Annotated in this window: 26 protein-coding genes; 12 read left to right on the top strand and 14 right to left on the bottom strand. The window is 60.6% G+C overall.

Annotation, left to right across the window (positions count from 1 at the left end; genetic code table 11):
* Positions 1-135: 135 nt before the first annotated feature.
* From mctP to chrA, 5 genes are all read right to left on the bottom strand, one after another.
* Positions 136-1,611: a monocarboxylate uptake permease MctP gene (gene mctP / locus ASE04_RS25290; RefSeq protein ID WP_056824551.1), complete on the bottom strand. Its 1,476-nt coding sequence runs from the start codon at positions 1,609-1,611 to the stop codon at positions 136-138.
* Entirely contained in the window at positions 1,601-1,798 is a 198-nt protein-coding gene (locus tag ASE04_RS25285; RefSeq protein ID WP_056824547.1) for a DUF3311 domain-containing protein, read from the bottom strand. Before ASE04_RS25285 ends, mctP begins: the two co-directional genes overlap by 11 nt.
* Before the next feature lie 132 nt (positions 1,799-1,930).
* Positions 1,931-2,914, bottom strand: coding sequence for a bifunctional riboflavin kinase/FAD synthetase (locus ASE04_RS25280; protein ID WP_056824544.1), 984 nt, complete (start codon positions 2,912-2,914; stop codon positions 1,931-1,933).
* A 28-nt stretch (positions 2,915-2,942) separates the two neighbouring features.
* Positions 2,943-3,791, bottom strand: coding sequence for a TIGR01459 family HAD-type hydrolase (locus ASE04_RS25275; protein ID WP_056824541.1), 849 nt, complete (start codon positions 3,789-3,791; stop codon positions 2,943-2,945).
* A gap of 103 nt (positions 3,792-3,894) precedes the next feature.
* Entirely contained in the window at positions 3,895-5,295 is a 1,401-nt protein-coding gene (gene chrA, locus ASE04_RS25270) for a chromate efflux transporter (RefSeq protein ID WP_056824539.1), read from the bottom strand.
* Between the two features lie 372 nt (positions 5,296-5,667).
* Here chrA and groES point away from each other — a divergent pair, with 372 nt between their 5' ends.
* The 3 genes from groES to ASE04_RS25255 all read left to right on the top strand — a co-directional run bounded on the left by groES (position 5,668) and on the right by ASE04_RS25255 (position 8,877).
* A complete protein-coding gene (gene groES / locus ASE04_RS25265; RefSeq protein WP_004675403.1) occupies positions 5,668-5,964 on the top strand; it encodes a co-chaperone GroES in 297 nt (98 codons plus the stop codon).
* 56 nt (positions 5,965-6,020) lie between these two features.
* A complete protein-coding gene (gene groL / locus ASE04_RS25260; protein ID WP_056824535.1) occupies positions 6,021-7,661 on the top strand; it encodes a chaperonin GroEL in 1,641 nt (546 codons plus the stop codon).
* 766 nt (positions 7,662-8,427) lie between these two features.
* A complete protein-coding gene (locus tag ASE04_RS25255; protein ID WP_082597509.1) occupies positions 8,428-8,877 on the top strand; it encodes a hypothetical protein in 450 nt (149 codons plus the stop codon).
* A gap of 44 nt (positions 8,878-8,921) precedes the next feature.
* Here ASE04_RS25255 and ASE04_RS25250 read toward each other — a convergent pair whose 3' ends face one another.
* Positions 8,922-9,632, bottom strand: coding sequence for a glutathione binding-like protein (locus ASE04_RS25250; protein ID WP_056824530.1), 711 nt, complete (start codon positions 9,630-9,632; stop codon positions 8,922-8,924).
* A gap of 216 nt (positions 9,633-9,848) precedes the next feature.
* Here ASE04_RS25250 and ASE04_RS25245 point away from each other — a divergent pair, with 216 nt between their 5' ends.
* The gene (locus tag ASE04_RS25245) at positions 9,849-10,295 is read left to right on the top strand and encodes a DoxX family protein (RefSeq protein ID WP_056824527.1); all 447 of its coding nucleotides are present in this window, start codon (positions 9,849-9,851) and stop codon (positions 10,293-10,295) included.
* A gap of 84 nt (positions 10,296-10,379) precedes the next feature.
* On the opposite strand, the gene hisG is transcribed toward ASE04_RS25245, so the two are convergent.
* The 3 genes from hisG to ASE04_RS25230 form a co-directional block, all read right to left on the bottom strand.
* Entirely contained in the window at positions 10,380-11,075 is a 696-nt protein-coding gene (gene hisG, locus ASE04_RS25240; protein WP_056824524.1) for an ATP phosphoribosyltransferase, read from the bottom strand.
* Positions 11,075-12,193, bottom strand: coding sequence for an ATP phosphoribosyltransferase regulatory subunit (locus ASE04_RS25235; RefSeq protein ID WP_056824521.1), 1,119 nt, complete (start codon positions 12,191-12,193; stop codon positions 11,075-11,077). Before ASE04_RS25235 ends, hisG begins: the two co-directional genes overlap by 1 nt.
* A 177-nt stretch (positions 12,194-12,370) precedes the next feature.
* Entirely contained in the window at positions 12,371-14,029 is a 1,659-nt protein-coding gene (locus ASE04_RS25230; RefSeq protein ID WP_056824518.1) for a histidine--tRNA ligase, read from the bottom strand.
* Between the two features lie 137 nt (positions 14,030-14,166).
* Here ASE04_RS25230 and ASE04_RS25225 point away from each other — a divergent pair, with 137 nt between their 5' ends.
* The 5 genes from ASE04_RS25225 (at position 14,167) to copM (ending at position 16,403) form a co-directional block, all read left to right on the top strand.
* On the top strand, positions 14,167-14,922 hold the full coding sequence (locus ASE04_RS25225) for a hypothetical protein (protein ID WP_056824514.1): 756 nt from the start codon (positions 14,167-14,169) through the stop codon (positions 14,920-14,922).
* Positions 14,923-14,987: 65 nt separating this feature from the next.
* On the top strand, positions 14,988-15,251 hold the full coding sequence (locus tag ASE04_RS25220) for a BrnT family toxin (protein ID WP_056824511.1): 264 nt from the start codon (positions 14,988-14,990) through the stop codon (positions 15,249-15,251).
* Entirely contained in the window at positions 15,232-15,546 is a 315-nt protein-coding gene (locus ASE04_RS25215; protein ID WP_056824509.1) for a BrnA antitoxin family protein, read from the top strand. The genes ASE04_RS25220 and ASE04_RS25215 overlap by 20 nt, the downstream gene beginning before the upstream one ends.
* A 124-nt stretch (positions 15,547-15,670) precedes the next feature.
* Positions 15,671-15,967, top strand: coding sequence for a hypothetical protein (locus tag ASE04_RS25210; protein ID WP_338012502.1), 297 nt, complete (start codon positions 15,671-15,673; stop codon positions 15,965-15,967).
* A gap of 76 nt (positions 15,968-16,043) precedes the next feature.
* Entirely contained in the window at positions 16,044-16,403 is a 360-nt protein-coding gene (copM, locus tag ASE04_RS25205; protein WP_056824503.1) for a CopM family metallochaperone, read from the top strand.
* Positions 16,404-16,446: 43 nt separating this feature from the next.
* On the opposite strand, the gene ASE04_RS25200 is transcribed toward copM, so the two are convergent.
* A complete protein-coding gene (locus ASE04_RS25200) occupies positions 16,447-17,493 on the bottom strand; it encodes an aldo/keto reductase (protein ID WP_056825728.1) in 1,047 nt (348 codons plus the stop codon).
* Between the two features lie 267 nt (positions 17,494-17,760).
* On the opposite strand from ASE04_RS25200, the gene ASE04_RS25195 reads away from it, so the two are divergent.
* Positions 17,761-18,465, top strand: coding sequence for an HAD family hydrolase (locus ASE04_RS25195; protein ID WP_056824500.1), 705 nt, complete (start codon positions 17,761-17,763; stop codon positions 18,463-18,465).
* On the opposite strand, the gene ASE04_RS25190 is transcribed toward ASE04_RS25195, so the two are convergent.
* Together ASE04_RS25190 and ASE04_RS25185 are read right to left on the bottom strand one after the other, a co-directional pair.
* A complete protein-coding gene (locus tag ASE04_RS25190; RefSeq protein WP_056824497.1) occupies positions 18,466-18,969 on the bottom strand; it encodes a hypothetical protein in 504 nt (167 codons plus the stop codon). It lies immediately after the preceding gene.
* Entirely contained in the window at positions 18,966-19,595 is a 630-nt protein-coding gene (locus ASE04_RS25185) for a DNA-3-methyladenine glycosylase I (RefSeq protein WP_056824494.1), read from the bottom strand. Before ASE04_RS25185 ends, ASE04_RS25190 begins: the two co-directional genes overlap by 4 nt.
* A gap of 212 nt (positions 19,596-19,807) precedes the next feature.
* On the opposite strand from ASE04_RS25185, the gene ASE04_RS25180 reads away from it, so the two are divergent.
* Together ASE04_RS25180 and ASE04_RS25175 are read left to right on the top strand one after the other, a co-directional pair.
* Positions 19,808-20,554, top strand: coding sequence for a L,D-transpeptidase (locus ASE04_RS25180; protein WP_056824492.1), 747 nt, complete (start codon positions 19,808-19,810; stop codon positions 20,552-20,554).
* Positions 20,555-20,692: 138 nt separating this feature from the next.
* On the top strand, positions 20,693-21,373 hold the full coding sequence (locus ASE04_RS25175; protein WP_056824488.1) for a L,D-transpeptidase: 681 nt from the start codon (positions 20,693-20,695) through the stop codon (positions 21,371-21,373).
* A 34-nt stretch (positions 21,374-21,407) separates the two neighbouring features.
* Here the strand turns inward: ASE04_RS25175 and ASE04_RS25170 are convergent, their stop codons facing one another.
* Positions 21,408-21,845 carry a hypothetical protein gene (locus ASE04_RS25170; RefSeq protein ID WP_056824485.1) on the bottom strand — a complete coding sequence of 146 codons (438 nt, stop codon included), beginning with the start codon at positions 21,843-21,845 and terminating at the stop codon, positions 21,408-21,410.
* A 33-nt stretch (positions 21,846-21,878) separates the two neighbouring features.
* Positions 21,879-23,192, bottom strand: a complete 1,314-nt coding sequence (gene glcF, locus ASE04_RS25165) for a glycolate oxidase subunit GlcF (protein WP_056824483.1) — start codon at positions 23,190-23,192, stop codon at positions 21,879-21,881.
* Positions 23,193-23,195: the final 3 nt, after the last annotated feature.

Genomic DNA, 23,195 nt, shown 5'->3' with positions numbered 1-23,195 from the left:
TGATCGCCAGCCGGAACTTGTTCATCGCGCCGGTTCATAGGCGCTTTCAGACGGAAAAGGAAGAGGGATTTCATGAGGTCGTCGCGTGGAGAAGCCGCGGGCACCCCTGCCCGCGGCCTCTGTTTTACCCGAAGATCAGGCGCGCGCGACCGCCTTTGCCGGGGTCGCGGCATTGACGACCACGGCAACGACGATGTTCGCCGCCAGCGCCAGAAGACCGATGTAGACCGTGAATGACGTGTCCCCGAAAGCAATCGGCTGCAGCGGCTTCAATCCGTTGATCCAGACAAGCAGCGTGCCGCCGAAGAAGCCGACAAACCAGCCGGCCAGCAAGCCGGGCGCCCGGAACCATCCCGTATAGAGGCCGAACACCAGAGCCGGGAGCGTCTGCAGGATCCAGATCCCGCCCAGCAGCTGAAGATCGAGGGCGAACTGCGTCGGCAGGAAGATGATGACAAGCAACGCACCGACCTTGACGACAAGCGACGTCACCTTGGCAACCTTCGCCTCGCCGGCGTCCGTTACTCCGGGGTTGACGTAAGCCTTCCAGAAGTTGCGGGTGAAGAGGTTGGCGGCCCCGATGCTCATCACCGCCGCCGGCACCAGTGCGCCGATGGCAATCGCCGCGAAGGCGAAGCCCGCGAACCAGCTCGGGAACAGGGTCTGGAACAGTGCCGGAACCACATCGTTGGCGCTGTCGAGCTTGAGCCCGGCGGCATGTCCCATGTAGCCGAGCAGAGCCAGAAGGCCGAGCAGCAGCGTATACGCCGGCAGCAAAACCGCATTCTTGCGGATCGTGTTGCCGCTGTTCGACGCAAAGATACCAGTCAGCGTGTGCGGATACATGAAGGCCGCAAGCGCCGAGCCGAGGGCCAGGGTCGCATAGGCGACGTACTGGTTGCCACCAAGCAGCAGGCTTCCCGATCCCTTCGCCTGGAACGCCGCATCCGCCGAAGCGAAGACGTTGGCATAGCCGCCAAGCTTCGACGGGATCAGCGCGACGGCGGCGATCACGACGATGTAGATCATGATATCCTTGACGAAGGCGATCAGCGCCGGTGCGCGCAGGCCGGCCGAATAGGTGTAGAGCGCGAGCACGATGAAGGCGACCGCCAGGGGTATTTCGCCGTGAAGACCGAGCGCCTTCAACGCCGCCGTCATGCCGACCAGCTGGAGTGCAATATAGGGCATCGTCGCGATCACGCCTGTCGCGGCGACCGCAAGCTCCAGCCCCCGCGAACCATACTGACCATGGACGACATCACCTGCCGTCACGTAGCCGAAGTCCCTCGCCCGCTTCCACAGCACGGGCATGACCATGAACACGAACGGATAGACGACGATCGTGTATGGCAGGGCGAAGAAGCCGTAGGCGCCGACAGTGTAGACAAGGGCGGGAACGGCGATGACGGTGTAGGCGGTGTAGAAGTCGCCGCCGACCAGGAACCAGGTGATCCAGGTGCCGAAGCTGCGGCCGCCGAGACCCCATTCGTCAATGCTTGCAAGCGTTTCGGGTTTGCGCCAGCGGGCGGCAACGAAGCCCATGACCGTGACGAGCACAAAGAAGAAGATGAAGACGGAAAGCGCGGTGGCGTCGATTTCAGTCGTCATCGCGCATGCTCCGGTAGGCAATCAATGTCAGGACGGCGGTGATCGGCACCCAGGCCAGCTGATACCAGTAGAAGAAGGGGAACCCGAGCAGGACCGGATCGTGAAAATTATAGAAGGGAACCCATAGGAGCCCGATATAGGGAATGATGAGCAGCCAGCAGGCCGCCGTTCCAAACCTCTTGTCCATTTGATGATTGCCTTTCGGTGCTGGGGGCGCAGCGAATCCGCGTCTTATCAAATAGATGAGATATCCCCGCGAGCGCGCACGGCAAGCGCGCCTGCCCCGAAAGAGCCACAATTTTCGAAGGCGCCTGAAACGTCAGGCGAAGCAGATTTTGCGATCGAGTTCGCTGAGCGGCTGAATGCCGGCAAGGAGCGCGCGGGCTTCTTCCTTGTCGCGGTTCATCTGCTCGACGAGCGGATCGAGGCCATCGAACTTCAGTTCGGGCCGCAGATAGCCGAAGAACGAGACGGAACAGATTTGCCCATAGAGATCGCCGCTGAAATCGAAGACGTAGGTCTCGAGCAATGGCGCTCCGTTGTCGGTGACCGTCGGGCGGCGACCGTAGCTTGCGACACCATCATGAACCGTGCCGTCCTCCAGCCGGAATTTGACGGCGTAGATGCCGGCCTTCAGAGCGGCTTCGGGCGGCAGTCGCATGTTCGCCGTCGGAAATCCGAGCTGCCGGCCAAGCTTCTCGCCGCCGATGACTTCGGCTTCGACCGTGTAGTGATAGCCGAGCATCCCGGCTGCGGCACTGATATCGCCGCCTTTCAGCAGTTCGCGAATGTTGCTCGAGGAGACCACATCGGCATTCTCGTCGCGGAACGCATCGACCAGCGTCACGCCGAAGCCGTATTTCTGGCCGGCGTCCATCAGGAAGGCCGGGCCGCCCTCGCGATTATGGCCGAAATGAAAATCGAAGCCGGTGACGACCTCGGAGGCGCCCAGCCAGTCCTTCAGAACCGTGTGGACGAAGTCGTCGGGCGTCCTTTGCGCGAAGGCGCGGTCGAATGGATATTCGACAACCGCCTTGAAGCCGAGAGCCTCCAGGATACGGGCACGCAGCGGCGCCGGCGTGATCCGGAAGACAGGCGCATCGGGCTTGAAGACGGCGCGCGGATGCGGCTCGAAGGTCAGCACGAGAGCCGGAATGCCACGGCGTTCGGCGATATCCAGCGCACGTTCGAGAACCGACTGGTGGCCGCGATGGACGCCATCGAAGTTGCCGACAGCGACAACTCCGCCCCTCAGGTGGGCAGGCAGGGGTTCACGGGTTTCATTGCGGTGGAAAACGGTCATCGGGCAGGACTTTTCTCGGGCGGTACGCTTATGCGAGACGCGGCATCCACCACTGCGGGGTAGCACGCTCACGTTCCAGATAGGCCGTCAAAATGGCCTCGTCCGTCTCGCCGTTGAGTGTGTATTCCTTAGCGTGAATGCCGCCGCTGATATAGAGCAGATCGAGACCATAATCGAGCGCGCCGCGCACATCTGTCGGCATTCCGTCGCCGATCGCCAAGATACGGTCGAGCGGGACATCACCGCGAACCTCACGCGCCACCGACAAAACGGCGTCATAGATCGGGCTATGCGGCTTGCCGGCGATGCGCGTCTCGCCGCCGAGCTGATTATAGTAGGCCGCCATGGCGCCCGCGCAGGGGATGATCTTGTGGCCGCGCTCGACGACGAGGTCGGGATTGGCGCAGATCATCGGCACGTTGCGCGCCTGAAATTCCCTGAGCATATCCGTGTAGTCTTCCGGCGTCTCCGTTTCGTCGTCGAAGAAGCCGGAGCAGACGACCGATGTCGCCTCCTTGGCATCGACGCGCTGGACACCGAGGCCCTCGATGAGGGCAACGTCACGCTCGGGGCCAAGAAGAAAGACCTTCTTCGGACCTTGCGCGATCAGGCCGCGCGTCACGTCGCCCGAGGTGACGATCCGATCGTAGGCCTCGTCAGGCACACCAATCTGGCGCAGCTGTGCCACGACCTGGGGGGCGATACGCGGTGAATTGGTGATGAGGACAACAGTGAGGCCGCGTTCACGCGCTGCGGCAAGCGCGGCGCCAGCCTTCGGAAAGGGATCGACGCCATTATGGAGAACGCCCCAGACATCGCAGAAAACAGCGTCATACTGACTGGCGATTTCTGCAAAGGTTTCGATCCGCTTGGCCATTCCGATTTTCCAATCCTCGTTCAGTCAGGCGTGACATCGCAAAGGCATGGCGGGAAGGCAAGGCATTTTCCGGGCTATCGACCCAAAATGCGCGGCTGGGAAATCAAAGGAATGCTTCGCAGAGCTTGATCGCCAGACCGGCCAAGGCCGATAGTCCGAGGATCTTGACCACGCTCACCTTGAACCGGAAGAGCGCGATCGCTGCGCCGACGAAAAGCGCGACGGCCCCGAAATCGATGCTGCGCCAGTCGGGCCATGCAAGACTTATCAGCGGCAGCCCGACGCCGGTCGAGACAATTGCAATGCGTCCCACGTCCGCGAAAAGGACGTGCAGGCCGAACCAGACGGCGAGATTGAGAATGACGCCGACGATGGCCGCCGTGATTGCCGACAAGGCGGCCGACAGCATCACATTGCTGCGCAGTCTCTCGATGAAGGGCGCGCCGGCAAAGATCCACACGAAGCTTGGAACGAAGGTCGCCCAGGCGGCGAGGAAGGCGCCGAAGACACCGCCGGCCAGCGGCACCATCGCAACGGGATTGCGGTAGCCAGCCAGGAAGCCGACGAAACAGAGGACGAGGACAAGCGGCCCCGGCGTTGTTTCCGCCAGCGCCAGGCCATCGAGCATCTCGCCGGGCTTCAGCCAGGCATAGTGGCCGACGGCGATCTGCGCCACATAGGTAAGGACGGCGTAAGCGCCTCCGAAGGTGATGGTGGCCATCTTGGAAAAGAAGATGAAGACGGCGCCGAACACGTTGGCCTCGCCGCTCAACGCTTCGGCCAACAGGTCCGTCGGGGCATCAAGCGCACGCACGATCAGGAGCGGCGATTGCCAGATCAGGATCCAGCCGACCAGCAGCAGCAGAGGGCGCGCAACCGACTTCGTGGTCCAACGGGCGAGTGGCTGGCGTTCGGCTCTAGGCTTCGCCGCACGTCTCTCGCGATAACGGGCGAGAGCGAAGCCTGCTGCACCTGCCAGCACGACGACCAGCGGAAATGGAAGGTTGAGCAAGAAGAGTCCGAGGAACGATGCGGTCGCTACCATATAATGAAAGCGGTTCTTGAGCGCCCGGCCACCCAGCCTCAGCAATGCCTCGATCACGACCGCAAGGACGGCCGCCTTCAGACCAAAGAAAACCGCTGTCAGCCATCCGGTCTCATGAAACTCGGCATACAGTCCGGACAGGACGAGAATGATGGCGAAACCGGGAAGTATGAAAAGAAGACCGGCAAGCAGGCCACCGCGAATGCCATGCATGAGCCAGCCGATATAGGTTGCCAACTGCTGCGCCTCCGGGCCGGGCAGCAGCATGCAATAGCTCAAGGCGTGCACAAACCGCTCCTCGGATATCCAGCTCTTTTCCTCGACGACCACCTTGTGCATGAGCGCAATCTGGCCGGCCGGACCTCCGAAGCTCAGGCAGCCGATACGCGCCCAAACGCGAGCGGCCTCGCCAAGAGGCGGCGCCGCCACGATCTCGTCTGCCGCAATCGCCTTGTTCACCGATATCTGCCCCGTCCCCACTGCCGACGTTCGATAGCACCGGGCAAAGGGCGCGGCAATCCTCGGACACTCTCCAGGAAAAGCCTTTCATCCCAGGGGCCCAATCGGATTCAGTCATTTCGTCGGCTCAGGGTTTCAGCCGGCAGCGTCGGTCGCGTGAAAAATTCGCAGGACGCGCGGCTGTCTCACTTCCGACAAGGATATGCTGTTAAGGCTATGCCGAGCGCGGCGAAGAAAAATAGCGGTCGTTCTTGACTCCCCGCCGGGCCACTCCTAAATGCACGCCGCTAGCACTCATCAAGCACGAGTGCTAACATCCATCCGCGCGAGCTATCTCGGCTCGCTGATGTCATTTGATCGAGGGATTAGACAATGGCAAGCACCAACTTCCGCCCCCTTCACGATCGCGTCGTTGTTCGCCGCGTTGAGTCCGAAGAAAAGACCAAGGGCGGCATCATCATTCCCGACACCGCCAAGGAAAAGCCGCAGGAAGGCGAAATCGTCGCCGTCGGTTCCGGCGCTCGTGACGAGTCCGGCAAGGTCGTCGCTCTCGACGTCAAGGCCGGCGATCGCGTTCTGTTCGGCAAGTGGTCTGGCACCGAAGTCAAGATCAACGGCGAAGACCTTCTGATCATGAAGGAAGCCGACATCATGGGCATCATCGGCTAATCAGCCGGTCATCCCGACCAGAATATCGCTGACACCCCTTTTCAGGAGTTATCAAAATGGCAGCTAAAGAAGTAAAGTTCGGCCGCTCTGCGCGCGAAAAGATGCTGCGCGGCGTCGACATCCTCGCTGACGCAGTGCAGGTCACGCTCGGTCCGAAGGGCCGCAACGTCGTTATCGACAAGTCCTTCGGCGCTCCGCGCATCACCAAGGACGGTGTTTCGGTCGCCAAGGAAATCGAACTCGAAGACAAGTTCGAAAACATGGGCGCCCAGATGGTCCGCGAAGTTGCTTCGAAGACCAACGACATCGCCGGCGACGGCACGACGACGGCAACGGTTCTCGCCCGCGCTATCGTTCGCGAAGGCGCCAAGGCAGTTGCTGCCGGCATGAACCCGATGGACCTGAAGCGCGGTATCGACCTCGCTGTTGCAGAAGTCGTCAAGGACCTGCAGGCCAAGGCTAAGAAGATCTCCACCTCGGCGGAAGTTGCCCAGGTCGGCACGATCTCCGCAAACGGCGACAAGCAGGTCGGCGCTGATATCGCTGAAGCCATGCAGAAGGTCGGCAACGAAGGTGTCATCACCGTCGAAGAAGCCAAGACCGCCGAAACCGAACTCGAAGTCGTCGAAGGCATGCAGTTCGACCGCGGCTACCTCAGCCCGTACTTCGTGACCAACCCGGAAAAGATGGTTGCAGACCTCGAAGACGCTTACATTCTCCTCCACGAGAAGAAGCTCTCGAACCTGCAGGCGATGCTTCCGGTTCTCGAAGCCGTCGTTCAGACCGGCAAGCCGCTCCTCATCATCGCTGAAGACGTCGAAGGCGAAGCTCTTGCTACGCTCGTCGTCAACAAACTGCGTGGTGGCCTGAAGATCGCTGCCGTCAAGGCTCCTGGCTTCGGCGACCGCCGCAAGGCCATGCTGGAAGACATCGCCATCCTGACGGGCGGCACTGTCATCTCCGAAGACCTCGGCATCAAGCTCGAATCCGTTACGCTCGACATGCTCGGTCGTACGAAGAAGGTTTCGATCTCCAAGGAAAACACCACGATCGTCGACGGCGCTGGCGCCAAGTCCGACATCGAAGGCCGCGTTGCACAGATCAAGGCTCAGATCGAAGAAACCTCTTCCGATTATGACCGCGAAAAGCTGCAGGAACGCCTTGCCAAGCTCGCTGGCGGCGTTGCCGTCATCCGCGTTGGCGGCTCCACGGAAATCGAAGTCAAGGAAAAGAAGGACCGCATCGACGACGCTCTGAACGCGACGCGCGCTGCCGTTCAGGAAGGTATCGTCCCAGGCGGCGGTATCGCTCTGCTCCGCTCTTCGACGAAGATCACCTCCAAGGGTGAAAATGACGACCAGGAAGCTGGCGTCAACATCGTACGCAAGGCTCTCCAGTCGCTGGTTCGCCAGATCGCTGAGAACGCTGGTGACGAAGCTTCGATCGTTGTCGGCAAGGTCCTCGACAAGAACGAAGACAACTTCGGCTACAACGCCCAGACGTCTGAATATGGCGACATGATCGCCATGGGCATCGTCGACCCGGTCAAGGTTGTCCGTACGGCTCTGCAGAACGCAGCTTCGGTTGCTTCGCTGCTGATCACCACGGAAGCCATGATCGCCGAACTTCCGAAGAAGGACGCTCCTGGCGGCATGCCTGGCGGCATGGGCGGCATGGGCGGTATGGACATGATGTGATCAGACCATAAGGTCTGATTGCAGCACTGTCCGTGAAAGCCGCCCATACACTTTCAGTGCTTCAGCGCGTCAAGCGCGCTGAAGTGGCGGCATGGACATGATGTGATAGGCGAAAGCCTGCACATCTGAGCCAACCGGTTCAGTTACGGAAGGGCGGCCCTCGGGTCGCCCTTTTCGTTTTCATGTGATTCGTTTGCTCGCTAATTATTTGCGCGATGTAAAACGTTTAAGCAGCAACCCGGGCGGCGCTGGACCTTTCGCGGAGCTTGCCGCGCTGCCGATTTTTTGATTTCGATTGAAATGGTAGCTCGCCACACTTTGTGAGCAATTTTCACATTCAACGCGCCTAAAACCGTTTCCGGTCGATCATTTTCTGATTATTTAGCCGCAACCGTGCAGGATTTTGGTGTTTTTCGCTCAATCAGGGTTGCGGTTCCCAAAACGCAGGCGTGTGAAAAGACGATTGCCGTTTCGAAAAAAGCCCCTATAAATTCGCCCAGCAATCGCCACCGTGGCTACTGCCGAGTTTGCCTGTTTACAGGCCATCCCGGCCGAAAGGAGACGGCGATGAGCGGGAGCGAAAAAGCTCCGTGAATCAATTACTATAGGTTGTATTTATTCGCCGGTGAAAGTGGACAGGCGTAACGCCGTTTTGTCCGCAACCCCTTTTCTCCGGCCGCCCGAGCATGATGCTCGGTGCAGTATGAATCTGTTCTGTTTGCCGGGACCGCAGCAGGGGAACGCTGTGGCCAACATGGGGAACAATTTGTTTAAAATCGCCAAGACCGACATTTCGGCACCGCTAATGCCGGGATCGCTCGACCTCAACGACAATAATCCGGAAATGCTGGCGCAGTTCTCTGTCGCCGAAACCTGGACTGGGGATTTCTCAAGCGGCACAATCCGCCTCAGGGAACGCAGCGCCATGCTGCATGGCCTCACCGGCGTAGAATGCGGGCTGCTGAGCCTGCTGCGCTGTTATGACCGGAAGGACCACGCCCACATCCTCGATATCTTCGAGCAGGCCTCCACGCTCTCTTCGTCGTCCTTCTGTTTTTCGACGACCATCATTGCCGCAAACGGCCATCGGCAACCGCTCTTCTGCATGGGAGAGTCGAACGGCTACGAAGACGGCGTCGGTGGCAGCATCCTCGGGGTATTCATCTTTCCGCGCTTCAAGAGCAGCACCTCCGGCGTGACTGCCCGTCGTCAGTAAGCCCTGCGGGGAGCCAGCGCTCTGGTGGCTCCCCGCAGTTGCGATCAGGCTGGCCTCGCGGGGATGTTAAGCCCCTTCTCACTCGCCGGTCTGGCAATGCAGCGCTCCAGCCAATCCATCACGGCAGGGAATTTCGCGTATTCCAAAAGCTCGCGACCGCCGTAGAAGACATCGGCACCGCGCACCCACGGAAACGTCGCTATGTCGGCGATCGTGTAGAGGTCTCCCATAATCCATTTGCGTCCCTGCAGACGTCCTTCCAGGACGCTGAGAAGCCGCTTGCTCTCATCACGGTATCGCTCGACGGGATAGGAATTGTTGGTCACCTTATCGGCGGCGAACTTATGAAAATGGCCGAACTGGCCGAACATCGGCCCGATGCCCCCCATCTGGAAGAACAGCCACTGGATCGTCTGGGAGCGACCGACAGCGTCGGCGGGAATGAGATGGCCGGTCTTTTCCGCCAAGTAGAGAAGAATTGCCCCGGACTCGAAGATGCCGATCGGTTTTCCATCCGGTCCGTTGGGATCGATAATGGCGGGGATGCGTCCGTTGGGGTTGAGGGAGACGAACTCCGGAGACTTCTGATCGTTCGTGGAGAAGGAGATCAGATGCGGTTCGTAGGGGAGCCCAAGCTCCTCGAGCGCGATCGAGACCTTCACACCGTTCGGTGTGGGCAGGGAATAGAGCTGAATGATATCGGAATTCTGTGCCGGCCAGCGCGTTGTGACCGGGAATGCGCTGAGGTCTGCCATCTTGGATCTCCGTCTTCGGTTGCCGGAAGATAGGGAGGTCGGCCGATGGCGGCAAGCCACGCGGCGGAACGCGTTATCGTTTCCTTTTATTGAACAAACTGTCTGTGTTCGTTTATCTTTCCTTCAACACAGAAAAAGGAGAAAAGACGTCATCCGAGGTTGAGACAGTGCCGGGGGCACAGAAACCTCACAGACATTCAAACGGAGACGTCTTCCATGTCGAATACCCAGAACATTGTTATTCTCGTCGCCCGCATCCTTCTCTCGTTCATCTTCATCTACTCGGGCTTCGGCAAGCTGACCGACCCGGCTGGCACCGCCGGCATGATCACCGGCGCCGGCATGCCTGCCGCCACGGCACTTGCCTATCTCGCCGGCCTGTTCGAACTCGTCACCGGTCTTGCCGTTCTCGTCGGCTTCCAGACGAAGATCGTCGGCTGGGCTTTGGCCGTATTCTGCATCTTCACCGGCGCCGTCTTCCATTCCGGCACCGTTGCAATCGAAGGCTGGCCGGATGCCGCTCTCGGCTGGATCAATGCGCTGAACGGCATCATGCTGATGAAAAACTTCACGCTGGCCGGTGCCTACATCCTGCTCGCCACCTTCGGCCCAGGCCTCTACTCGGTCGACGCCCGCCGCGGCGCGCTGCCGGTCACCGCGTAAGCGACAAGACATTCTCCCAAGCATGACAGAGCCCGCCGTCACCAGACGGCGGGTTTTTTCGTGCTCGTTTCATCGAGGGAAAAGTCAGAGAGCGCCGCGAACCGCGTCGATCAGGCGTGCGACAGCCGGCTCATCCGCGTGGCTTTGCTTGCGGGCGCGCACCAGGCAGGCTTCCGAGCGCAGGATGACGCCATCGCTCAAGACCTTCAGATGGTTGGCGCGCAACGTCGATCCCGTGGATGTGATATCAACGATGATGTCGGCGGAGCCCGATGCCGGTGCTCCCTCGGTCGCGCCCAGGCTCTCGACGATGCGATAGAGCTGGATGCCGTGCTGGCTCGAAAAGAACTGCTGTGTCAGCCGCCAGTACTTCGTCGCGATCGCGAGGCGGCGTCCGTGGCGGGCGCGGAAATCGGCGGCGACATCACCGAGATCGGCCATGGTATCGACATCCAGCCAGATCTCCGGGACAGCGACCACGACATCGGCGTGACCAAATCCCAGCCGCGCGCAGACTTCGACGCGCTTGTCAGCCTCGGCCAATCCTTCCCGGATCAGATCCTCGCCGGTGACACCGAAATCGACGCTGCCATTGCCGATCTCGCGGGAAATCTCTGACGCCGACAGAAAGGCGACCTCGACATCATCAAGGCCTTCGACCCTGCCACGATAGGAGCGGTCGTTGCCGACCGCCGTTATCTTCATTCCAGCTCGTTCGAAGATGGCTGAAGCATCTTCCTTCATGCGACCCTTGGAGGGCAAAGCGATGGTAATCGTCATCAGGCCGCCCTCGCCGCATCGATACGGTCGAGCCACAAGGAGAAGCCAACCGCGGGAATGCGCTCCTTGGCACCAAGGAACGTCATCAGTTTGTCGAACCGGCCGCCACCGACGAGAACCGAGTCGGAGCCCTCGACGCCGATCTCGAACACGAGGCCGGTGTAATAGTCGAGCGGACGCCCGAAGGCGGCGCGATATTCGACCATGGAGATATCGACGCCGGCATTCGCCAATGCGGCGACACGGCCATCGAAGCGCGCCAGAGCGTTGCCGAGCTTGAAACCGGCAGCGTCCGCGAAACCGGCCAGGGCCGCTGAGGCGTTGGTTAGCGGCACCTGCAGCGACAGAAACTCCTGCAGCACAGCAAAGGCAGCGTCGTCGAGGCGGATTTCAGCGAGGATGAGCTTTTCCTTCAGGCGCCGCGCGATCTCCGCGGGCGACCGGCTGGCATTGGTCGAATAGCCCGTTGCCTGCATGGTCTCGTCGATGTGTTTCACCAGGGCGTCTTCGTCGCCAGAATTCAGGAGGCTCGCGACCTGATCATCCAGACCGGTTACAAATTGTGGGCTGACGAGGCGCGCGAGCAGAGCCTCGAGCTGCGCCATGTTGCCGAAGGCGTGGGTCAATCGCTTCTGCCAGCCGAGCGGGAGACCAAGAGCCTGCACGACCGCTTCGAAGACGGCCTGATCGCCCAGCGTCACGGCGAGCTGCCGGCCGGGCAGAAGCCGGGACAGGATGCCGACCGCGTCACCGATGATGCGGGCGTCGGCCGCAGAAATGTTGATGTCACCGAGATCTTCGATACCGGCCTGGTAGAATTCGCTTCCGCCCTCGCGCCGCTGCCGGAAGACTTCGCCGAGATAGGAATAGCGTTTCGGGGTGCCGGTGGCGCTTTCGATGTGGCGCAGGCAGACCGGAATCGTGAACTCCGGCCGCAAGCACAGGCTGGCGCCGGTTTCGTTCTCGGTCATGAATATCCGGCGACGGAGATCCTCGCCGGCAATGTCCAGAAACGGCTCCGCCGGCTGAATGATCGGCGTGTCGACGCGCTCGGTGCGGCGGGCGACGAATTCGGCGAGAAGGTCTTCGGAGAAGGCTGGGAGGTTAATCAGGGGCATCGTACTGCTCCCCAATAAAGGCCCCTCCCCAACCCCTCCCCACAAGGGGGAGGGACTAAGTCGGAGTGGCTGTCGAGCAAAATCTGAACCGTGGCCGCGCCCCCAAATGGCGCATTGGGCAGGGCGGTGCGGCTGAAAGCCCCTCCCCCCTGTGGGGAGGGGTTGGGGAGGGGTTTATTAAGCATCGGACGCTCGCTTGCGATCTTCCGCCTGCGCCGCCAGGATTTCCCGCACCTTGGCGACCAGATCGGCCTCCTTGACGGTTTCCTGTGCGACGCGGGCTTCACGCCACGAGGCGTTGTCCTCGATCTCACCGGAGAGACGCTTGCCCTCGATCAGGTCCTTGATCTGCACGACGCCGTCGGCGCGCTCATCGCCGCCCTGGATGATGGCGACGGGGCAGCCGCGACGGTCGGCGTATTTCAGCTGGTTGCCAAACTTCTTCCAGTTGCCCTGGTACATTTCGGCGCGAATGCCGGATGCACGCAATTCCTGGGTGATGCGCTGATAGCGGCCCATGGCCTCGACATCGCCATCCATGACGGTGACGAGGACGGGCTCGATGACGTCGCTCTGGCCGAGCTTGCCAAGGTTCTTCAGCGCCGTCATCAGACGCGACACACCGATGGAGAAGCCGGTAGCCGGAACGGGCTGGCCCATGAAGCGGGAAACGAGGCCATCATAACGACCGCCACCGCCGACGGAACCGAAGACGACCTTCTCGCCCTTTTCGTTGGTGACATCGAACAGAAGCTCGGCTTCGTAGACCGGGCCGGTGTAATATTCGAGGCCGCGGACTACTGAGGGGTCGATCTTGATGCGGTCCTCTCCGTAGCCAGCGTCCTGAAATACCCTGAGCATAATCAGTAGCTCACCCAATCCTTGTGCGCCAGTTGGACTGCCTTTACAGGCCACATTCGCATTTAAGAGAGCCATCAAGCTTGGGTTCTGAGACGGTGCGCCAAAAAATTGCGCCAATCCAATTTGATTGTGCCCGCGCAAGACATCATCCCAATTGGTTATGATTTTATCCGGACTGCCCTCAAAATAGCCGATCGTGCCGTCTTCTTTGGCAAAGCTGCACCTGTAGGCATTGCCGGGAGCAAAAACTGACAGAAGAATGTCGGCCTGCGGCTCAGACAATCCAACTCCCTTTGTGAAATCTCCACTCTCGTCTTTTCTACCGGTGGTCAGTAGCGACTTCACACCAGAAAACCCGAACTTGTCGAACTTGTCGAGTGAGCGCAAAGTCTCAACACGCTTAAATTCTGGGATATCAGCGGCCTCTAGAACGCCGTCGAGAACCTTGCGGTTGTTGACACGGATGACATAATCACCCCGCTTGATGCCGAGCGCCTCCATCGTATCGGCCATCATCATGCACATCTCGGCATCGGCCTGGACGCCCGGCGCGCCAACGGTGTCGGCGTCGAACTGCATGAACTGGCGGAAGCGGCCGGGGCCGGGCTTCTCGTTGCGGAAGACATAGCCGGCACGATAGGTGCGGTAAGGCAGCTGGATTTCGTTGAAGTTCTCGGCGACATGGCGGGCGAGCGGCGCCGTCAGGTCGTAGCGGAGCGACATCCACTGCTCGTCGTCATCCTGCAGCGAGAAGACGCCTTCGTTCGGCCGGTCGGCATCGGGCAGAAACTTGCCGAGCGCATCGGTGTATTCGAAGAGCGGCGTTTCGACAGGATCGAAACCATAATGCTCATAGACTTCACGGATCTTCGCGGTCATTTCATTGACGGCGCGAATATCGGCCGCCGAACGATCGACGAAGCCGCGGGGAAGTCTGGCCTTGAGCTTTTGTGGTTTCTTCTTGATGTCGTTCATTTCCAACGTCTTCCGCTCAGTGTGACAGTGGCGGTTTCCTAGCGGAAAGGGCCGGATGCGGCAAGGGCGAAGGCCCTTGATCCGGGAGACAGAATCGCGTGAACGAGGGAGAATGGATCGAATGACGGAGCTATACCATGATCGCTGAAGCGCTTCTTTACGCCGCGACCGTCCCGATGACGCAAAAGGCGCACAGGAAATTCATCCGTTATTCTGTCAATCTCTGGTCGCGCGCCAATCGCTGCAGCCGGCAATGGGCGGACCACGAAGCCAACACCAGGCAGGCGATCCTTTCGGCGATGGCGGCCTGCAAGCAGCGGCGGACAGCCGTGGTGCTGGGCTCCGGGCTGCTGCGAGACGTGCCGATCCGCGAACTGGCCGCCGCCTTCGATACCGTGGTGCTGATCGATCTCGTGCATATCGCGACGGTGCGGCTGAAGATGCGGAAGAAAATCTATCGCAATGTCCGGCTGATCGAACGTGATCTCTCCGGCTACGACGAGCTTGCCGACGGCAAAGCGCCGGAGCCGCTCGGCTTCCTGCGCAACGTGCCCTATCTCGATTTCGTGGTTTCGGCCAATCTCCTGTCGCAGATCGGGCGCGGCGTTGGGCGGCGGTTCGAGGCCGAGCGCGAGCGGATGCCTGATGATACGGCGGAGCAGCTGATCGCGGCGCACCTCTCTGGCCTGGCGCGCATGCCGTTCAAGAGCTGCCTCGTCACCGACGTCTCCTACGCGGTGATCGACTGCAACGGCAAGCCCCATGAGGAGGCCGATCTCATGCATGGGGCCAAGGTGCCCGATGCGCAAGCGAGCTGGGCCTGGCCGGTGGTGCCTACGGGCGAGGAAAGCCCGGATTATCAGGTCATCCACCAGGTGATTGCAGCTTATTGAATTGCAAGATATCGTGATGCAATCAAAGATTTATTGTATCACTTTTATTTTGCGATATCGTATCGATGAAGATCGTTTGGGATGAGCCGAAACGGCTGGCCAACCTCGACAAGCATGGCCTCGACTTCGCCGATCTCGACGAGGTGTTCTTTCTCGACGCCATTCTGCGGCCGGCCAAACGCGGGCGATTGATGGCGATAGGCCGCTTTGCCGATGGCTCGATCGCCGTAGTCTTTGCGATACTGGGTTCGGAGGGGGTTTCCATTGTCTCCATGCGCCCGGCACGCAAGAGTGAAAGGAGGTTGATCGATGAAAGCGAAGAAGACTGAATTGCAGGTCGAGTTCAAGGAAGGGCGAGGCTATTCGAGAAACGACTGGGATGATGTCAGCGACAATCCCGAGTGGACCGAAGAGGACCTCAAGAAGGCCCGGCCCTTTGCCGAGGTCTTCCCGGAGCTTGCCGAGAGCATCAGGCGTTCGCGCGGTCGCCCGGCGGTGGAGCAACCGAAGCGGCAGATTTCGCTGCGGCTCGATCCTGACGTGATCGACGCCTTCAAGGCAACCGGCAAGGGTTGGCAGGGCCGGATCAACGAAGCGCTGCGCAAGGCCGCCAAGCTTCGATAATGCCGATTGCCATCTTGGCAGCCTCGCTGCGTTTGCTTATCTTCGCTGCATGCGCTTCCTTGCCGCCGTGACATTGATGCTTGCCTGGCTCGCCTACGGAATGTCGGCGTTTGCGGGATGCCCAATGTGCGAATCCATGCGCCAGGCCGCGAGTGCGGATATGACGGGCGCTGCGCAACACCACCACATGGCCGGCATGGATATGGGCGACACGGTGAAACCGCAAACGCCGGCGAGCGATCCGTGTCCGGCGGGTGGCATGGCACACATGCCGTTCTGCTCCGCCTGTCTTGCCGTGGTGCCTGAAGTGACGGTCGGCGCCGACGGCAAGCAGATGTTTTCCTACCCCTCCCCGGCCACAGCACGCGCCCTTCCGGGCGCACGACCGGCGCCACTGGCACCGCCTCCCCGAACTGTCTGACAAATCGACCTTAGACCGCATTTGCGGCTTCGGGCCGCATTCCGAATTCCATTTCCAGACACAGGAAGGATATCCCATGTCTATGAAAATGTTCGCTATTGCCGCAATTCTTGCGGTTTCCGCTTCGCCCCTCCTCGCCGAAGAGATGAAGATGGACATGAGCAAGCCGATGGGCGACCACAGCCCATCGAGCCACGCCTTTGCCGCCGCCAACGACAAGATGCACAAGGACATGATGGTCGACTACAGCGGAAACGCGGATGTCGACTTCGTGCGCGGCATGATCCCGCATCATCAGGGCGCGATCGACATGGCCAAGGTCGAACTCAAATACGGGAAAGATCCCGAAATTCGAAAGCTCGCCGAAGGTGTCATCAAGGCGCAGGAGGCCGAGATCGCTGAGATGCAGGCCTGGCTGAAGAAACACGCGAAGTAAGAACGTAACGCCGGCGCCCTTTCCGAGCGCCGGCGTCCGTCCATCAAGCCTTGGGTTCGAACGGTTGCGGCCGGCGGCCCGCCCCCTGACGGGCCAGCATCCATCCCGGATATTCGGGTGCGAGCACGCTGACGGCATCGAGCTTCTCGAGATCGTCCCCGTCCAGTTTCAGGCCAACGGCGGCCAAATTCTGGTCCAGCTGTTCGACGCGCTTTGCGCCAATGATGACAGTGGTAACGAACGGCTTTGCGAGAATGTAGGCGAGAGCGACCGTCGCAACGTTGCTATCGTGTTTCTTCGCGATCTCGCGCATGACCGCGACACAGGCCCAGGCGCGATCCTTGTCCACCGGCGGGAAATCGAAACTGGCGCGGCGGCCTTCGCCGTTGCCCGGCGCTCCCGGTCCGTATTTCCCCGACAGCAACCCGCCGGCAAGCGGAGACCAAACCATCAGGCCGAGCTTCTCTTCCTGCATCAGCGGCACGATATCGCGCTCGAGATCGCGGCCGGCGATCGAGTAGTAAGCCTGCACGGTTTCGAAGCGGGCAAAGCCGCGGCGCTCGGAAATGCCGAGAGCCTTGGCGATACGCCAGGCCTGCCAGTTCGACACGCCGACGTAGCGAACCAGCCCGCGCGACACGAGATCGTCGAGGGCGCGAAGGGTTTCGTCGATCGGGGTGACGGTATCGGTTGCGTGGATCTGGTAAAGGTCGATGTGATCGGTCTGCAGGCGCTCCAGACTGGCCTCGACCGAGTCCATGATATGGCCGCGCGAGGCACCGCGATCGTTCGGCTTGTCTCCCATGACGCCATAGACCTTGGTGGCGATGACGACGTCCTTGCGCGGCACGTCGAGGTTTTTCAGCGCCTGGCCGAGCAGCTTTTCGGACTCGCCGAACGAGTAGACGTCCGCGGTATCGATGAAGTTGACGCCGGCAGCCAGAGACCGCTCGACGATACGGTCGGCGGCTTTCTGATCGACGTCGGCGATCGCTCCCCACATTCCGTCGTTCGGCGCGCCGAAGGTCATGGTGCCGAGGCAGATTTCCGAAACGAAGAGGCCGGTATTTCCAAGCTGGTTGTAGCGCATGTTCTGGCACTTTCCTTTGAGGCTGCCGACAGGTCGGCGCGGATCGAGCGTGTGGTGATTTGTGGCCATGCGATTACGAACGGTCGCCATGGCCAAGATCGAGGAATGAGACGCAGGAAAGGTATGGCGGACGCACGCGGTTTCAACGGTTCCGGTCGATCTTTCGATGCCTCCTCGACAACCTTGCGGCGACAGAAGAGCCACGCCTTTCTCTTGTTTTCGGCGCACTCCCTATTAACTCTTCTTCGGAGACCTTACGGTGCGCCCATGACAACACGCACGCTGACGACCATCGGCTTCGATGCCGACGATACGCTCTGGCAGAACGAGCAGTATTATCGCCTGACCGAAGCACACTTCACCGACCTCCTGGCGGAGTTTGCCGACGGCCCGAAGATTTCCGAGCGACTACTGGAAGCCGAGAAGCGAAACCTTCGGCACTATGGCTTCGGCATCAAGGGCTTCACCCTTTCCATGATCGAGACGGCGATCGAGATCACCGAGGGCAAGGTGCCGGGTGACATCATCGCCCGGATTCTGGATACCGGCCGCGATTTGCTCTCGCATCCGGTCGAGACGCTGCCGCATGTCCGCGAAACGCTGGAAGCGCTTGCCGAACACTACCTGCTTGTGATGATCACCAAGGGCGACCTGTTCGATCAGGAACGCAAGCTCGCGCAATCGGGCCTCGGCGATTTCTTTCATGCAGTGGAAATCGTCTCCGACAAGACGGCGGTTACCTACCGCCGCGTTTTCTCGAAAATCGGCGGCGGCCCCGAACGGGCGATGATGGTCGGCAATTCGCTGAAGTCCGATATCGTGCCGGCGATCGCGGCCGGCAGCTACGGCGTGTTCGTGCCGCATGAGCTGACCTGGGTTCTCGAACATGTCGACGAACCGAAGGATGCGCCGCGGTTTCGCAAGATTCCGCATCTCGGCGAATTGCGCGGGCTGATCGACGGCCTTGAATGACTATTGCTGCGGACGCGCCGGAAACAGCGGAGATGGCTTGCCGTCATTCGCCGGGGCCGGGGTTGCGGGTGCTGCGGAGGGCGGCGGTGCTGTCTGCGGCTCGACCAGAATGCTGTAGGGCGCACCAAGGCCGCGACGTGGCGATGCCTTGGAATAATACGGCCGAAGCAGCCAGGTCGTGTTGTTCTTGACCGTCACGTTATAGGTCTCGCCGTCTTCATCCGTGCCGAAGATCGCTTCGTCATCGGGCGCCGCGAGGTCGAAGATCGCCAGGAACGCGAACTTGCTCTTTGTCGAAAAGCTTACCTTGACGTGCTGGCCGGCCTTTACCGGCAGCGTGTAGACGCGACCGTTGCCGAACTTGGTCCAGCCCTTGAGCTCCATGGTGGCAGCGGGAAACTGCAGTTTCTCCAGGCGTTCGCCAGGCTGCAGTTCAGGCGACTGCGCCTGCGCCGAGAACGCAAGCAGAGCATAGACGAGAGCTGTCGCCAGCGCTTTTCTCATGGTCTTACCAATACGGCGCGCATCGCCTCTACCTCGATGCGGCAGAAGCAGCCTTCCAGATGATCGTTGACGAGACCCATAGCCTGCATGAAGGCGTAAACTGTGGTCGGGCCGACAAAGGTCCAGCCGCGCTTCTTTAAATTCTTGGATATCAGGACGGAGGTCGGCGTGGTCGGGTTCGCCACGAGCGTCGCGCGATCAACCACTTTCGGCCGGTCGTTGTGGCCGGGCTCGAAGCTCCAGAAATAACCGGCGAGAGAACCGAACTCGTCGCGAAGCTCGATCGCCCGCTTCGCATTGTTGATCGTCGAGACGATCTTGCCGCGATGGCGGATGATCCCAGCATCGGAAACGCAGCGCTCGATATCCTGATCGTCGAAACGCGCCACCTTCTCGAAATCGAAGCCGGCGAAGGCAGCCCGGAAATTCTCCCGCTTGCGCAGGATGGTCAGCCAGGAAAGCCCCGACTGAAACCCCTCGAGGCAAATCTTCTCGAAGAGGCGAATGTCGTTCGTGACAGGACGACCCCACTCTTCGTCGTGGTAGCGCAGATAATCGGGCAGGTTGCCATGCCAGTGGCAGCGAGCCTTGCCGTCCTCACCGATGATGATGCCTGTTTCGCTCATGATTCCGCTTCGCTTTCCGACTGCGAATCCGGCTTTTACCACTTAGAAACCGTGTTTCCAAACCGAACGATAACCCTGACGAAAAGTTTATCCGGCCCGGCGGTTCTTAATGAGTTCGAATTTACCTTTCGCTTGCGGGCTGGTGGCAGCATGGCGGTCGACGGCGGACATGCCGCCAGCGCTTTTTCGGCTTTTTGTAGAGAGTTGGTCCGATGATGAAATCCATTCTGCTCGCCGCAGCATTGCTTGGCGTTTGCGCCACGTCCGCGCTCGGCGGCGACCGTTATGCCACCCGTCCACCCGTCGTACTGAGCCCCGATCTCGCCGCGCCGTGGATCATGCAGCTCGGCGGGCGAAATGTCCGCCCAGTCGTCTACCAGCGCCCAGTCGTCTACCAGCAGCGCGGCCTTTTTGCGCCCCGCGCCACCCGCCGCGTTCCCTCGGCGCTGACCCAGCCGGTTTCGGCGATCAACCCCGGCGTTCCAGTCATCCGCCATCAGATCGAGCCGCAGTATCTGCCGCAGATCGTCAACTACGAGACCAAGGAAAGAGCGGGAACGATCGTCATCGATACCAACAACCGTTTCCTTTATCTCGTCATGGATGGCGGCAAGGCACGGCGGTACGGTGTTGGCGTCGGCAAGCCCGGCTTCGAGTGGGCCGGCGCGCACAAGATCACCCGCAAATCCGAGTGGCCGGACTGGACGCCGCCGTCGGAAATGATCAGCCGAGAGGCCGCGAAAGGCCACTATCTTCCGGCCCGGATGGACGGCGGCCCGGAAAATCCGCTCGGCGCCCGCGCGATGTATCTCGGCTCGACGCTCTACCGCATCCACGGCACGAATGCGCCCTGGACGATCGGCAGCGCCGTGTCTTCCGGCTGCATCCGCCTGCGCAACGAAGACGTCGCTGACCTTTACGCACGCGTAAATGTCGGCACGCGTGTCATCGTCATGTAACGGCCAAACATACAGCCAGCTAAAGCAAGAATAGACGCTTTTCTCGGCGCAAATTGCTAGGCTTGCAAACGCAACACTTTGAATCGGATCGAAGTTCGGCTAGCTTCGATCCGATTTTTGCTTTGAGGGGAATCACGTATGATGAAAATTACGACGGCTTTAGCGGCCGCCGGGCTTGTGCTCTCTTTCCTGTCCACGACAGCCAGCGCACAGCCAAATGTTCCTTTGCAGTCGGCTGCTCCTGTTGTCCGCGTGGCGCAGATGCCGAAGACGGTCAAGCCGCAGTTCAAGCGCCAGCGCGTTCGCCTGGTGACGGACGAAGCTCCCGGTACGATCATCATCGATACCAACAACAAGTTTCTCTATCTCGTTGAAGGCAAGAACCGCGCGACCCGCTACGGCATCGGTGTCGGCCGCGAAGGCTTCGGCTGGTCCGGCGTGGTGAAGATCGGCCGCAAGGCTGAATGGCCGGGCTGGACGCCTCCGGCCGAGATGCGCCGCCGCGAAGCCGCCAAGGGCCACATCATTCCTGCCTATCAGGAAGGTGGCGAAGACAACCCGCTCGGCGCGCGCGCCATGTACCTCTACAAGGGCGGCCAGGATACGATCTTCCGCATTCATGGCACGAACCAGCCCTGGTCCATCGGCCTCAACATGTCGTCGGGCTGCATCCGGATGATGAACCAGGACGTCACGGACCTCTACGATCGCGCACCCGTTGGAACGAAAGTGATCGTCGTCGGCCCTGGTGACAAGCAGGGCGAAGTCAGCTTCGACGATCGAGGCATCGATGTGCTGCGCACGCTCTTCGGCGGCTGATAGAAGATGAAGGCGGCGGGTTTCGGCCGGCCGCCTATTTCGAACCGCAGCTGACCTTGCCGCTTGCAGAAAGCGGCTTGGTGGCACCAACCGCAGTCAGCTCATACGTGCCCGAGAAGGCAGCGCCCTTGCCGCGCTCAGCTGCCGCGACAACCAGATTGATCGTCTGCTCGCCCGCATTCTCTCCGCCATCGTAAAGCACTTCCAGGCGAAGCTCGCCGGCGTGAGACCAGCGATTGGTCAGGCTGTCGGAATCCAGCGTGATCTTTTTCAGGGACTGCGGCGCGTCAGCGCTCTTCAGCATGATCGCTCCGCGGAAATGGTTGAGCTTGTGACCGCCATCCGCCTCGAAACCGCTCTCGACGGTGAAACGCACATCCTTGTCGTCGGCCGAACAGAAAAAGCGGCTGTCGGCATGAGCAACCTGGGCAGCGCCGAGCAGAACCGCCAGCGCAAGGATTGTACGACGCATTTCCATCTCCTGAATGGCCGGTGATCGGCCGCGCTAACGTTGCGCGATATCTCTTAATTTTTCAGGTACGTCGCCGCCGTGCGCCCAGTCGAGAAGCTCGACCGTGTGGAGGATAGGGATGGATGTCGCGGTCGCGATCTGCGTCATGCAGCCGATATTACCCGTCGCGATAATGTCTGGCTTGGTCGCCTCGATATTCTTGACCTTGCGCGCCTTCAGGGCGGCCGAAATATCGGACTGCAGGATGTTGTAGGTGCCGGCCGACCCGCAACAGAGATGCCCTTCCGCGGGCTCGCGTACCGTGAAGCCCGCGGCCTTCAGCAAAAGCTTCGGTGCCGTCGTGATTTTCTGGCCATGCTGCATCGAGCAGGCGGAGTGATAGGCAACCGTCAGCCCCTTCGGCATTTCGGCGGGAAGATCGAGGGTGGCAAGGTATTCTGTGATGTCTTTCGCCAGCGCTGAAACCCGGCCGGCTTTCTCCGCATAAGCAGGATCGAACCGCAGCATGTGGCCATAGTCCTTGATCGTGGTGCCGCAGCCGGACGCCGTTACCACGATGGCATCGAGCCCGCCCGTCTCCACCTCACGCATCCAGACGTCGACATTCGCGCGGGCGCTATCGAGCGCCTGTTGCTCGCGGCCCATGTGATGAACGAGCGAGCCGCAGCAGACCTCTCCCTTGGGAAGGACGACCTCGATACCGAGGCGATTGAGGAGCCTGATGGTGGCTTCGTTGATGGCAGGATCGAGCACGGACTGCGCGCAACCGGTCAGGATCGCGACGCGGCCATGCTTCTCGCCAGTCGCCTGATGCACGCCCGGCGTTGCGAAGCTGGAAGGTGCCGGTATCGAGCGCGGCGCAAGGGCCAGCATCGCGGCAAAGGGCTTGAGCGCAGGGTTCTTTTGCAGAAGGCCGGCGAAGGGACGGCCAAGTCGGGCCAGCCTGAGGGCGGCCCGGAACCGGGCCGGATAAGGTAAGACTGCGGCCAGAAGATTGCGCGTCAGCCGATTGAGAAAGGGGCGCTTGTAGGTGTTTTCGATATGGACGCGCGCGTGGTCGATCAGATGCATGTAGTCGACGCCGGAAGGACAGGTCGTCGTGCAGGCGAGGCAGGACAGGCAGCGATCGATGTGGGTGACGACCTCGGCATCGGCAGGACGATCGTTCTCAAGCATGTCCTTGATCAGATAGATCCGGCCTCTCGGGCTATCGAGCTCGTTTCCAAGGGTCACATATGTCGGACAGGTGGCCGTGCAGAAGCCGCAATGCACACATTTGCGCAAGATGCGCTCGGACTCCGCCACATGCGGATCTTCCAGTTGCGCGAGGGTGAAATTGGTCTGCATGGC

The organism is Rhizobium sp. Root708 (assembly GCF_001429725.1).
Taxonomy (GTDB): Bacteria; Pseudomonadota; Alphaproteobacteria; order Rhizobiales; family Rhizobiaceae; genus Rhizobium.
The sequence above is the reverse complement of the archived record's forward strand: the minus strand, read 5'-3'. Positions and strand labels throughout refer to the sequence as shown.